The organism is Burkholderia lata (assembly GCF_902499025.1).
Taxonomy (GTDB): Bacteria; Pseudomonadota; Gammaproteobacteria; order Burkholderiales; family Burkholderiaceae; genus Burkholderia; species Burkholderia lata_C.
In genome coordinates this window covers 21,999-34,697 of record NZ_CABVPW010000045.1, presented here as the reverse complement: position 1 = coordinate 34,697, position 12,699 = coordinate 21,999, and the positions used below count along the sequence as shown (strand labels likewise).

Below are 12,699 nucleotides of genomic sequence, written 5' to 3'. Positions count from 1 at the left end.
GGCCCCGCCCTTTTTCGACGAACCCTCCCATGCGACCCTTCTGGATCGAACAAGCGCTGTTCAACGACGGCGATCTCGCCCCCGCGCTGCAAGGTGCGACGCAGGCCGACGTGTGCATCGTCGGCGGCGGCTTCACCGGGCTCTGGACCGCGATCCAGGCGAAACAGCAGAACCCCGCGCTCGACATCGCGATCGTCGAAGCCGACCTGTGCGGCGCCGGCGCGAGCGGTCGCAACGGCGGCTGCCTGCTCACATGGTCCGCGAAATTCCTGACGCTGCGGCGCCTGTTCGGCGAAGCCGAGGCGATCCGGCTCGTGAAGGCATCCGAAGCGGCCGTGCAGTACATCGCCGATTTCTGCCGCGCGCACGACATCGATGCCGAGCTGCGGCTCGACGGCACGCTGTACACCGCTACGTCGCGCGCGCAGGTCGGCACGCTCGCGCCGGTGCTCGACGCGCTCGCCGCGTGCGGCATCCACAGCTACGAGCCGCTGCCGGCCGCCGAAGTCGCGCGCCGCTCCGGTTCCGCACGCAATCTCGACGGCGTCTACTCGCCGATCGCCGCGACCGTGCATCCCGGCAAGCTCGTGCGCGGGCTGCGCCGCGTCGCGCTCGCGATGGGTATCCGGATCTACGAACGCACGCCGATGCTCGACTTCACGCCCGGGCAGCCGGCCGTCGTGCGCACGCCGTCCGGCAGCGTGAGCGCGGGCAAGCTCGTGTTTGCGATCAACGCATGGATGGCGAGCCGCTTTCCGCAGTTCGAGCGCACGATCGCGGTCGTGTCGAGCGACATGGTCATCACCGAGAAATGCCCGGAACTGCTCGAGAGAACCGGGCTCGTGGACGGCGTGTCGGTGCTCGATTCGCGGATCTTCGTCTACTACTACCGCACCACCGCCGACGGGCGGCTGATGCTCGGCAAGGGCGGTAACACGTTCTCGTGGCGCAGCCGCATCGCGCCCGTGTTCGACCGGCGCTCGCCGTACGAGGCGCAGCTCACGCAGAGCCTGCGCGAATTCTTTCCGTCGCTCGCGGGCGTGCCGGTCACGGCGAGCTGGAACGGGCCGTCGGATCGCTCCGTCACCGGCTTCCCGTTCTTCGGCCGCCTCGACGACGCGCCGAACGTGTTCTACGGCTTCGGCTACTCGGGTAACGGCGTGGGGCCGACCTACATGGGCGGGCAGATCCTGTCGTCGCTGGTGCTCGGCCTCGACAACGCGTGGACGCGCAGCCCGATCGTGCGCGGCCCCCTCGGTCATTTCCCGCCGGAGCCGATCCGCTATGTCGGCGCGCATGTCGTGCGCAATGCGATCCGCCGCAAGGAGCGCGCGGAGGACGAGAGCCGGCAGCCGGCAGTTGTCGACACGTGGCTCGCGAAATTCGCGAGCGCGGCCGGGAAGGCCGACAAGGCGTGACGATGCGCTGACCTTCAGGGCCCGCATGACCTGAAGCCGCAATGAAAAAGGGACGCTACGAAGCGTCCCTTTGCTTTGTGCCGTGCGCGGCAACCCGCGCAGGCGTTGCCGCGCGCTTACGCGCGCACGGCCTTTTCCCGCGCCGCCTTCCCCGCCGCCGGCAGCCCCTGCTCGTGCGTGCGGCGCATACGCGCAAGACCATGCGACACGTGCTCGCGCACGAGTGCCACGGCCTGCACCTCGTCGCCCCCCGCGAGCGCCTGCACGATCTTGTCGTGCTCGGCAGCGGACACGGCGATCGCGTCCTCTTCGGCCTCGATCGCCGCCTGGCGCAGCAGGCCGAGCTGGCGCACGAGCCGGCGGTAGGTATCGGTGAGGTGCGTATTGCCGACGCCGACGACCATCGCGTCGTGGAACTGCACGTTCAGCTCGGTATAGCGCGTGACGTCGTGCGTCTTCGCGGCGTCCTTCATCGACTGGATGATGCCCTTCAGCACCTTCAGCGTGTCGGGCGAGATGCGCTTCGCGAGCGCACGCGCGACCGACTCGTCGAGCATCGCACGCACTTCGTAGATCTCCTCCGCCTCACGCAGTGGCACGACTCGCACCGTCACGCCACGGTTCTTCTCGTTGCGCAGCAGGCCGGCCTGTTCGAGCGCGCGGAACGCTTCTCGCACGGGGCCGCGCGACACGTTCAGCTTGGTCGCGATGTCGACTTCGTTGAGCTTCTCGCCGGGCGCGTATTCGCCTGAGACGATCGCGCGCTCGAGCATGTCCTGGACAATCATCGCGAGCGACTGGCTTTGCAGGAGTTCGATGGCGCTGAGCGCGTTCGGGGCAGTCATGGTCGGGCAGGCAGCGACGCTGCGGTAGAAAACGAGGGCGCCATATCGGCGAATGATCCTTATATACCCTCGGCCCGGCACATTGTCAACAGTCTTCAGTTTCCAAAAGCCAATTCCGCCTGCCGGAACGCAACCGAAACACAGCCGGCAGGCGGCAGTCGCGCGGCGGGCTGACCTCACCCGCCTCGCGCGACGCGCGGCAGCCGTCAGGCCGTCGTGTGCTTCACCGGCCCCGGATCGCTGTGGCTCGGCCGGCCCGTCTCGACGTGGCCCGCGAAGCGGCGCACGACCTTGTCGTCGCCGCCGCGCAGCGTCGTCGCGGTGATCGTCAGATCGTACCAGCCGTGGCTCGACGACAGCTCGAAGTGATCCTCGACGCGCTCGCCCGGCTCCAGCGTGTAGGTGCGCGCATGCTTGTGGCTGTATGCGTTGTCGACCGTCACGCGGCACGTCGCGCGCCCGCTGTTGCGCAGTTGCAGGTACACGTGGCGGTTGCGCACGTCGTAGCCGATCCGCGCTTCGGGGTTCGCGTGGCGGCCGTCCGCCGCGAGCCGCGTGTTGCCCTGGAACTCGCACAGATAGCCGTTCGGGCCATATGCCGCGAGATGGTAGTCGCCGCGCGCGGCCGACGTGTTCCACGTATCGACGAAGCGGTCATGCGCGGACACCGCGTAACGACGCGGCGGCGTCGTCGGGTTGCGGCGGTCGTACACGTAGAACGCCGCGCCTGCGTCACCGGTATTCGCGAAGTCGAGCGACACGCTGTCGTCGTGCCCGCTCACGCGACTATGTACGAACAGCTCGTACGGCAGCGCGCGTGCCGGACGCGTGCCGGGCTCCTGCGCCGGCATCGATTGCTGCGCGGGCACCTGGTACGCCTGGCCGGCCGTCGCGATGTGCTGCGGCACCGTGAAGCTCACCGTGCGCGTGTCGGGGCGCGCGGAGAAGTCGAACGCCGACGTGAGGTCGCCGCAGATCGACCGGCGCCATGCGCTGATGTTCGGCTCCTTCACGCCGAAACGCGCTTCGAGGAAACGCAGCACCGACGTATGGTCGAACGTCTCCGAGCAGACCCAGCCGCCCTTCGTCCACGGCGAGATGATGATCAGCGGCACGCGCGGCCCGAGGCCGATCGGCTGGATGCCGCCCGGGTCGGCACCCGGCACGAGCGGGCTCATTTCGCCCGGGTACTTGTTCAGGTCGAGCAGCTCGTCGCCGAGGTTCGACAGCAGGTTCGACGACACGATGCCCTGGCCGCCCACGCCGCTCGTAACCGGCGGCACCGGCGGCACGACGTGGTCGAACAGCCCGTCGTTCTCGTCGTAGTTCAGGATGAACACCGTCTTCGCCCACACTTCCGGGTTCGACGTGAGCGCCTCGAGCACCATGTTGATGTAGAACGCGCCGTCGGTCGGCGACGCCTGCGGGTGCTCGCTGTACTTGTACGGCGACACGATCCACGACACCTGCGGCAGCCGGTTCGCCTGCACGTCGGCCTTCAGCTCGGCGAGCGTGTGGTCCGACGCGCCCTTGTCGACCAGCGGGCCGCTCGCGCCTTCCTTCACCTGGAAGCGCTTGAAGAACATCAGCGAGTTGTCGGTGTAGTTGTCGGTCGGGTCGCCCGGGATGCCCGTGCCGCCCTGGTACACCTTCCAGCTGATCTTCGCGTTCTCGAGGCGTTCCGCGTAAGTCGTCCACGTGTAGCCGTTCACGTCGTCGCGCTCGCCGATACCCGGGCCGTTCGGCGGGGTGCCGTAGATGTTGCGCGGGTCGACCGTGCCGGTCCACAGGTAGATGCGGTTCGGCGCGGTGTCGGCGTGCGCGGAGCAGAAGTACGAATCGCAGATCGTGAACGCGTCGGCCAATGCGTAGTGGTACGTGAGATCCTGGCGCTTCAGGTAGCCCATCGTCAGCACATCCTGCTTCTGGTTCACCCACTGGTCCCACTGGCCGTTGTTCCAGGACAGGTGGCCGCTGCTCCAGCCGTGGTTGGTGCCCGGCTGGAATTCGGTCGTCTGCTTCGGGTCGAGGTAGAACGGCAGCACGTACGGCGCCGACGGATCGAGGCCGCGCGAATGGTAGTTCTTCGTGAACACCGACGCCGGCGGCTGCTGCCACACCGGTGCGCCGCTCGGCAGCAGGTGCGGGCGCGGATCATTGAAGCCGCGCACGCCGCGCAGCCCGCCGAAGTAATGGTCGAACGAACGGTTTTCCTGCATGAAGATCACGACGTGTTCGACGTCGCGGATCGTGCCCGTGCGATAGGCGGCCGGCATCGCCAGCGCATTGCGGATCGCGGGCGGGAAGCCCGCATAGGCGGCCATCGCGCCGGCCGACTGCGCGGCGAGGCGCAGGAAATCGCGTCGATTGTTCGAGGACATGAAGAGAACCCTGTTGTCGGTAAGAGTGGGGGCGCCAGTCGAGCGGGGCCGGCGGTTTGCGTCGCCGTTATTACCCCGCATCGGCGTGTCCCGGCCGTGACCGGTTACCGCAGGTTTCTTTTGGTTACCCACAGGAATTTTTTCGAAGCGGCGCACGACACGCCTTTCATCCGGCCGACATACGCGTGCGCTACGCTGACGCGCGAAACAGAGGGGGAAGCCGAGTCGTGTTCGATCAGCTGAAGGCGTTCCACGCGACCGTCCGGCAGGGCAGCATCACGCGCGCCGCGCGCCACCTGGGCGTGAGCCAGCCGACGATTGCCGCGCAGATCCGGCAGGTCGAGCAGGTGTACGGCGTCGAGCTGTTCTACCGCAGCGGCCGCAAGCTCGAGGTCACCGAGACGGGCATCGAGCTGCTGCCGCTCGTCGAGAAGATGATCGCGCTCGAGGCGCAGGCCGACATCATGCTGCGCAACGTCGGCGGCCTGTTCGAAGGCCACCTGCGGATCGGTGCGACGGGGCCGTACTACATCATGGACGCGGTCGGCCGTTTCTCGAACGCGCATCCGTCGATCGCGCTCACGTGCCGGATCGGCAACTCCGAGGAGATTCTGCAGGCACTGCAGGAATTCCGCATCGATCTCGCCGTCTCGTCGCAGCGCAACGATGCCGACGGCCTCGAACGCAAGGTGATCTCGACCGACCCGCTCGTGCTCGTCGTGCATCGCAACCATCCGCTCGCGCGTTTCGACGCGATCGATCCGGCGCAGCTTGCCGACGTGCGGTTGCTGATTCGCGAGGAAGGCTCGGTCACGCGCCGCTGCACGGAGACGATTCTCGAAACGGCGGGTGTCGCGGCCGTCTCGGTGGCCGAGATCGGCAGCCGCGAAGCGATCCGCGAGGCCATCCTGCATGGGGTGGGAGGCAGCCTGTTTCCGCTCGGCGAAGCCGAACGTCATCCGGATTTGCGCATGATCGCGCTGCGCGGCGTCGACACGACGATCGACGAATACGTGTACTACCTGAAGGCGCGCCGCCAGAGCCCTGCAATCGACGCGTTCCTCGCGTGCATCCTGCCGGCCGGCGGCGATGCGACCGGGACGGATGAAGCAGGACGAACGGCGCGGCGGGTGAACGCGCGCTGAACTGCCGCGCGCTCACCGGTTCCGCACTTCAATGGCGCTTTTCTCGCGCCTTCCCTCGTTTTTCCTCGTGCCTTCCTTCTGTCGTTGCGCTCACATCATTTCGGCAGTGCCGGAATCATCCACGTCAGCACGTGCTGCTGCAGGAACACCAGCACGCCGAGCAGCAGCGTGAGGATCACGCTGTGCCAGAAGGTGCGCGCGAACACGACACCTTCCTGCCCTTTCAGGTCAGTCGTCGACACACCCGTCGCGATGTTCTGCGGCGAGATCATCTTGCCCATCACGCCGCCCGACGAGTTGGTCGCGGCCATCAGCACCGGATCGAGGCCGAGCTGCCGCGCGGCGACGACCTGCAGGTTGCCGAACAGCGCGTTGCCCGACGTGTCGCTGCCGGACAGGAACACCGCGATCCAGCCGAGCGACGCGGACACCAGCGGGAACAGCGCGCCGGTCGATGCGACGCCGGTGCCGAGCGTGTAGCTGATCCCCGAGTAGTTCAGCAGGTACGCGAGCCCGACGATCATCATCACCGTGACGATCGCGATCCAAGTCTGCCGCCACGTCTTGACCACGCATTCGAAGAACGCGCCGACGCCGGTGCGCGTCAGCGCGGCCGTGACGATCGCCGAGACCAGGATCGCGGTGCCCGTGCCGAGCGGCTGGAAGTCCCAGATCGCCGCATACGGCTTGTGGTACAGCGACACGAACACCGCGTTGTGCAGGCCCGGCCACTTGATCTTCACGTCGCCGATCGCCGCGATGTTCGCGTGCACCCACACGATCACGACCACCGACACGACGAGCCACGGTAGCCAGCCGCCGAAGCCCGCGCGCGCGGCGCCGGCCGTTGCAGGCACGCTGCGCGCGAGCGCGTATTGCGGATCGGGCTGCGGCTTCCACACCTGCAGAAAGCCGATCGTGACGATCAGCGACGTGAGCGACGACAGCACGTCGGTGAGCTGGTAGCCAAGGAAGTTCGACGTGACGAACTGCGCGATCGCGAAGCTGCCGCCCGACACGAGCAGCGCGGGCCACAGCTTCGAGATCGAGCGCAGCCCGCCGTACGCGCCGACCACGTAGAACGGCAGCAGCAGCGCGAAGAACGGCAACTGGCGGCCGACCATCTGCGCGAGTGTCGCGGGCGGCAGCGACGTGACCGCGCCGAGCACGGTGATCGGCACGCCGAGCGCGCCGAACGCGACCGGCGCCGTGTTGAACAGCAGCGTATAGGTGAGCGCTTCGAGCGCGGGGAAGCCGAGCGCGATCAGCAGCGCGCTCGTGATCGCGACCGGCGTGCCGAATCCCGAGATCCCTTCGAGCAGGCAGCCGAACGAGAACGCGACGACGAGCAGCACGAGGCGGCGATCGTCGGGCAGGTTGTCGAGCATCCACTGCCGGAACTGGTCGAAGCGGCCCGACTTCACCGCGATGTTGTACAGCAGCAGCGCATTGAAGACGATCCACATCACGGGCACGACCGCGAGCGCCATGCCTGCGCCGACCGCATTGAACGCGAGCCCGGCCGGCATGCCCCACGCGCCGATCGCGACCGCGAGGCCGGCGACGAGCCCGGCGAGCGACGCCTGCCACGCGGGGCGGCGCAGCACGCCGAGTGCAATCAGCGCGACCGCGATTGGAATCGCGGCGACGAGGAAGGACAGCAGCAGCGAGTTGGCGACCGGCGTCAGCGGCTGTGCGAAGACGATGCCGGGCGGTAGGGCGTCGGTGGGGTTCATCGTGTCTCCATGGTCGACCCAGGGTAGCGCTGCGGCACCCCCGGATTCGGTGCAAAGCGGTCGTTCTACAGTCGCAACAACGGTCAGGCGTTTGCGCACGCAACGACATCGCGCGGCCAACCGATCGGTCGCTTAAAAGAGGTTAGGAGGCGCGCGGCGCTTGTACAAGGGGGACAAGCCCGATCCGTGCCGACCCGATACGGACCCGCCGCCGCCCGCTGACCGGCAGTGGGCGGGCCGCTATCACGCTCGACAGGAAGCCCGTCACGCGCAGCCCACGCCCGCAATGTTGCACATGCGGCAAAGGTGCCTGACGGCGGGCGGGATGTTTCGTTTGGCGTCCGAAGCCTAGACTGGCCGCATCGATTCCGCCCGCGCCTGCCTGGGCACGGCACCGGAACCTCACGGAGCAAACACGATGAAGACGATGAAACACGCGGCATGCGCATGCGTGCTGATCGGCGCGGCCTTCGCCGCTCACGCACAGGCGGCGTCGACGCTGACGCGTGCCGAGGTCCGCCAGGAACTCGTGGAGCTGCAGGCCGCCGGCTACCGGACGAGCCTCGCGAGCAGTCCCGACTTTCCGGACAACATGCAGGCGATCATGCGCCGTGCCGCGCAAGCGCGCGGCGAGCACACCGGCTACGGCAGCGATGGCGGGGCAAACGTGGAATCGGGCAAGCCGGCGCTGCCGCACGCGATCGACCGCGGCACCTACGCGCATCACTGACGGCAGAATCAACCGGATCGAGCGCACAACGGTGCACCCTGACCGGCGACGGAGATGCGCATCGCGCACCGCGCCAACCGGCGCGATGCACGTGCGCAAGCATCACACGCTGAAGCGGTTCAGCGTATAGGCACGATAGGCCGCGACGAACGCGTCGAACGATCCGGCCTCCTTCGCTTCGAGCCCGGCCTGCTCGGCCAGCGATTTCGCGGCGAGCGCCTGCTCGGTGCGCAGCGTATCCGCCGACGGCGGATGCGCACGGAAATGCGCGGCATGCGCTTCGCTCTGCGCCAGCGCGAACCCGAGGAACGACTGGCCCCGCTCGCGCATCGTGCGCAGCACGTGCGCGGACGGCGTGCGCTCCGGATCGGCGAGCTTCTCGCGTTGCGCGGCGATCGCGCGCGCATGCTCGTCGCCGCCGCGGATCTCGTCGAGACGGCGGCCGACGGTTTCGATATCGGCCATCAGCTCGTCCGCCCACGCCTGCAGCGTGACCGGCTGGCCGTCGCGCTGCAGCGTGAGCCCCGGCTTGCGCCCTTCCATCGTCACGCTGCCGAAGTTCGCATTCGCTTCCTTGTACGCGGGGCAGTCGAGTGCCGGGCTCTCGTCGAGCGCGCACGCGAGCAGGAACGCGTCGATGAAGCGCGCGGTCTCCAGTGCGATGCCGGTCGGCTCGAACGGGTCGATGTCGAGGCAGCGCACCTCGATGTACTGCACGCCGCGCGACGCGAGCGCATGCAGCGGCCGCTCGCCCGAATACGTGACGCGCTTCGGCCGGATCGTCGAGTAGAACTCGTTCTCGATCTGCAGCACGTTCGTGTTGATCTGGATCCACTCGCCGTCGCGATGCGTGCCGATGGCCTCGTAGGCCGGATACGGCTCGCTCACGGCCTTCGACAGCGCGTCGAGATAGCCGGGCAGCGTGTTGTAGTCGACGTGCAGCGCGGCCTGGGCGGTCGTGTTCGAGTAGCCGAGATCGCTCATCCGCAGGCTCGTCGCATGCGGCAGGTACAGCGTATCGGCATCGAACGTGTCGAGCTTGTGCGGCTTGCCGCGCAGGAACTTCGTATCGAGCGCGGGCGACGCGCCGAACAGGTACATCAGCAGCCAGCTGCGGCGGCGGAAGTTGCGGATCTGCGCGAGATAGCGCTCCGACTGGTAGTCGACGAGCGTGGCCGTCGAGCCTTCTTCCGCATGCAGGCGCCGCCACACTTCCTCGTGCAGCGAGTAGTTGTAGTGGATGCCGGCGATGCACTGCATCGTGCGGCCGTAGCGATACGCGAGGCCGCGCCGGTACACCGTCTTCAGGCGGCCGATGTTCGACGTGCCGTAGTCGGCGATCGGAATCTGGTCGTCGGCCGGCAACAGGCCGGGCATCGAGTCGTTCCACAGCATCTCGTCGCCGAGCGACGCATACACGTAGCGATGCAGATCGTCGAGACGTTCGAGCGTGATCGCGGCGTCGCCTTCCGCGGGCGTGATCAGCTCGATCAGCGCTTCGGAATAGTCGGTCGTCAGCGACGGATGCGTGAGCGCCGAACCGAGCGCGCGCGGATGCGGCGTGAACGCGATCATCCCGTCGCGCGTCACGCGCAGGCTTTCCTTTTCGATGCCGCGCAGGCCGTCGGGCAGATGCTGCCGCGTCGGGCCCGAGCTCAGCGCTTCGAGGCGATTCAGCAGCAGTTCGGACTGGCGGTGAGTCATGGTGTTCGACATGGAGACGCAAGTGCGTGACGGCCGCGCGCAGAACGCCGCGCGCGGCCGGCTGGATTGTTGGTCGCTTCGTTGGTAGCGGGCACTTTAACATCTCGCCGAAACACGCGCTTGAGGTGGCTCCGGGCACGGTGCACGGGCCGGAACGGGCCGCCGGACGGGCCGGTCGCGGCGGTCGCCGCATCTGCGACCGGTTCCAGCCGGCGGCAACGGGCACGCCGGTTACGTGCATTCGTCCGATGGAAGGTGACGCGCGGACGGGTAGCGGCAGGTGCAACCGTGCCACCGAACCGACCGCGGAAAGAGGAGTAAATGTGCGTCGCGCGTCCGGCGGCCTGCGGGCGACGGATGCGCTGAATTACCGTGACAGCCGGCGCCCGGCGGGCAACTTGCCAATGCCGGCACGACCTGCGCAACGGGTTGCATCGCGGCCCCGCCAGGTCGCACCCGGCCGCGAGCCGCCGCGCTCACCCGCCGCGCGCGCCGCCCGCCCGGTCGGCCACTTCGTTCCACAAATGCAGCGCCGCGTACGCGCGCCACGGCCGCCAGCCTTCGGTGCGATGCTTCTGGGTCGCGAGCCGGTCGAGCGCCGGATCGCGCGCGGCGATCGACTGCATCAGCACGAGATCGGAGGCCGGCCAGGCGTCCGGGTCGCGCCATGCGCGCATCGCGATGTATTCGACGGTCCACGGGCCGATGCCGGGCAAATCGAGCCACGCACTGCGCAGCGTCGCGAGATCGGCGTGCTCGCGATCGACCGGCACGTCACCGGCCGCCACCGCGCGCGCCACGCCCGTCAGTGCCGCCACCCGCTTGCCGGGCATCCCGATCTTGTCGAGATCGCAGGCGGCCAGCGCGTCGGGTGTCGGGAAACGCCACGCGGGCGCGCCGTCGTCGATCTGCACGACGCGCTCGCCGGCCCGTTCGACGAGCCGGCCGACGATCGTCGTCGCGGCCTTCACGCTCACCTGCTGGCCGACGATCGCGCGCACGGCCAGTTCGAACCCCGACCATGCACCCGGCACGCGCAGCCCCGGCGCGGCCTCGACGAGCGGCGCGAACCACGGATCGCGCGCGAGCCCGCTGCCGATGGCGGCCGGATCGGCGCCAAGGTCGAACATCGTCGCGACGCGCAGCGCGAACGCGTCGTCGACATGACGCGCGACCGCGCCTTCGACCGTCGCGACCAGGCAATGCTTGCGCGGATGTTTCGCGACCGTGAGCCGGCCAGCGTCGCCGTGCAGGTCGACGATGCGGCGATACACGCCGTCCGCCACCTGCTCGACACCCGGGATCGCGCGCCCGCTGAAGAAGCGCAGCACGCGCGCCCAGTCGTAAGGCGCATTGAAGCGCAGTTCCATTTGCGCGGACGGCGGCACATGGCCGCCGTTCACGATGGATGTGATCGTTGTTTTTGCGATGCTCAAACTGCGCTGCCCTCCGCAACGGATTCGGTTTGATCGTCGTGCACATGACGCGCTTCGGACGCGAGCAGCGTCGCCTTGCGGCGCACGCCCCAACGATACCCGGAAAGCGCGCCGCCCTTCTGTACGACGCGGTGGCACGGGATCGCGAGCGCAACCGGGTTCGACGCACACGCGGATGCGACGGCACGTACCGCGCGCGGCGAACCGAGCGCCTCCGCGATCTCCGAGTAGCTGCGCGTTTCGCCGTACGGAATATGCGTCAGCGCTTCCCATACGCGCTGCTGGAATGCGGTCGGCGCGATGTCGAGCGGCAGGTCGAACGCGTGCCGCGTGCCGTCCAGGTACGCGCGGATCTGCGTGACGAACGGCGTGAGCCGTGCCTGGGATTCGACCAGTTCGGCACGCGCGAACGCATCCTTCAGCTCGCCGACCAGCGCTGCCGGCTCGTCGCCGAACGCGATCCGGCAGATGCCCTGTTCGGTCGCGGCGACGAGCACGGTGCCGAGCGACGTCGATGCGGTTGCATAGTCGATCCGGAGACCGGCGCCCTGGCGGCGGAACGCCGACGGCGCCATCCCGAGCTCGCGCGGCACCGATGCGTAGAGCCGCGACGGCGAGTTGAAGCCCGCGTCGACGGCCGCCTGCGTGACCGGCTGCCCGCTTTGCAGCGCCTGCCGCAGCGCGGCGCCGCGCTGTGCGGCCTGGTACTGCCGCGGCGACACGCCGACCACGCGCTTGAAGAGCCGCTGAAGGTGAAACGGGCTCACGTGCACGGCATCGCTCAGTTGCTGCAGCGTGAGCCGCTCGGCATGCGCGTCGAGCACCGCGCACGCGCGGTTGACGATCTCGAGCTCGCGCGGCAGCCCTTCCGGCTGGCAGCGCTTGCAGGGCCGGAAGCCGGCCGCACGCGCGGCGGCCGTATCGGCGAAGAAGGACACATTTTCGCGACGCGGCTGCCGCGACGCGCAGGTCGGGCGGCAGAACACGCCGGTCGTGCTCACGGCGTAGAAGAACGCGCCGTCCGCATGCGGATCGCGCTCGGTAACGGCGCCCCAGCGGGCATCATCGGTCGGATAGGCGGTTTTCATCTGAACCTCGCACTCTCTAGTGTAGATGGTGCCTACTCTAGACATCGGCACGTGCCGTCGCGCCCTGAATCTTGCTCTGTGATTCTTGCCCTGACTCGCCCCGGATAATCGGGGGCGCATCAACTGAAAATAAATCCGACAAAACGCGCGCGCCGGCTGTTCCAGCGCGGTTTTCGTCATCGTCCCGTCACCATTTTGCTGCACTGCGAATGCGAC

Annotated in this window: 9 protein-coding genes; 3 read left to right on the top strand and 6 right to left on the bottom strand. The window is 68.2% G+C overall.

What is annotated here, in order from left to right; all coding sequences use genetic code 11:
• The first annotated feature begins 29 nt into the window (after positions 1 to 29).
• Positions 30 to 1,418, top strand: coding sequence for an FAD-dependent oxidoreductase (locus tag BDI24065_RS33755; RefSeq protein ID WP_175034840.1), 1,389 nt, complete (start codon positions 30 to 32; stop codon positions 1,416 to 1,418).
• Between the two features lie 116 nt (positions 1,419 to 1,534).
• Here BDI24065_RS33755 and BDI24065_RS33750 read toward each other — a convergent pair whose 3' ends face one another.
• Together BDI24065_RS33750 and BDI24065_RS33745 are read right to left on the bottom strand one after the other, a co-directional pair.
• Complete coding sequence (locus tag BDI24065_RS33750) at positions 1,535 to 2,263, bottom strand: phosphonate utilization associated transcriptional regulator (protein WP_175034839.1); 729 nt, start codon at positions 2,261 to 2,263, stop codon at positions 1,535 to 1,537.
• A 206-nt stretch (positions 2,264 to 2,469) separates the two neighbouring features.
• Positions 2,470 to 4,644, bottom strand: a complete 2,175-nt coding sequence (locus BDI24065_RS33745) for a phosphocholine-specific phospholipase C (RefSeq protein WP_175034838.1) — start codon at positions 4,642 to 4,644, stop codon at positions 2,470 to 2,472.
• A gap of 227 nt (positions 4,645 to 4,871) precedes the next feature.
• Between BDI24065_RS33745 and BDI24065_RS33740 the strand changes: the two genes are divergently transcribed.
• Entirely contained in the window at positions 4,872 to 5,789 is a 918-nt protein-coding gene (locus tag BDI24065_RS33740; protein WP_175034837.1) for a LysR family transcriptional regulator, read from the top strand.
• A 95-nt stretch (positions 5,790 to 5,884) separates the two neighbouring features.
• On the opposite strand, the gene BDI24065_RS33735 is transcribed toward BDI24065_RS33740, so the two are convergent.
• Positions 5,885 to 7,525, bottom strand: a complete 1,641-nt coding sequence (locus tag BDI24065_RS33735) for an L-lactate permease (protein ID WP_175034836.1) — start codon at positions 7,523 to 7,525, stop codon at positions 5,885 to 5,887.
• Between the two features lie 418 nt (positions 7,526 to 7,943).
• Between BDI24065_RS33735 and BDI24065_RS33730 the strand changes: the two genes are divergently transcribed.
• Positions 7,944 to 8,255 (top strand): DUF4148 domain-containing protein, encoded by a 312-nt coding sequence (locus BDI24065_RS33730; RefSeq protein WP_175034835.1) that lies wholly within the window; start codon positions 7,944 to 7,946, stop codon positions 8,253 to 8,255.
• A gap of 102 nt (positions 8,256 to 8,357) precedes the next feature.
• On the opposite strand, the gene gshA is transcribed toward BDI24065_RS33730, so the two are convergent.
• The 3 genes from gshA to ada form a co-directional block, all read right to left on the bottom strand.
• The gene (gene gshA, locus BDI24065_RS33725; protein ID WP_175034834.1) at positions 8,358 to 9,971 is read right to left on the bottom strand and encodes a glutamate--cysteine ligase; all 1,614 of its coding nucleotides are present in this window, start codon (positions 9,969 to 9,971) and stop codon (positions 8,358 to 8,360) included.
• Between the two features lie 464 nt (positions 9,972 to 10,435).
• Positions 10,436 to 11,395: a DNA-3-methyladenine glycosylase family protein gene (locus tag BDI24065_RS33720; protein ID WP_175034833.1), complete on the bottom strand. Its 960-nt coding sequence runs from the start codon at positions 11,393 to 11,395 to the stop codon at positions 10,436 to 10,438.
• Entirely contained in the window at positions 11,392 to 12,483 is a 1,092-nt protein-coding gene (gene ada / locus BDI24065_RS33715) for a bifunctional DNA-binding transcriptional regulator/O6-methylguanine-DNA methyltransferase Ada (protein ID WP_175034832.1), read from the bottom strand. Before ada ends, BDI24065_RS33720 begins: the two co-directional genes overlap by 4 nt.
• Between the last annotated feature and the right edge of the window lie 216 nt (positions 12,484 to 12,699).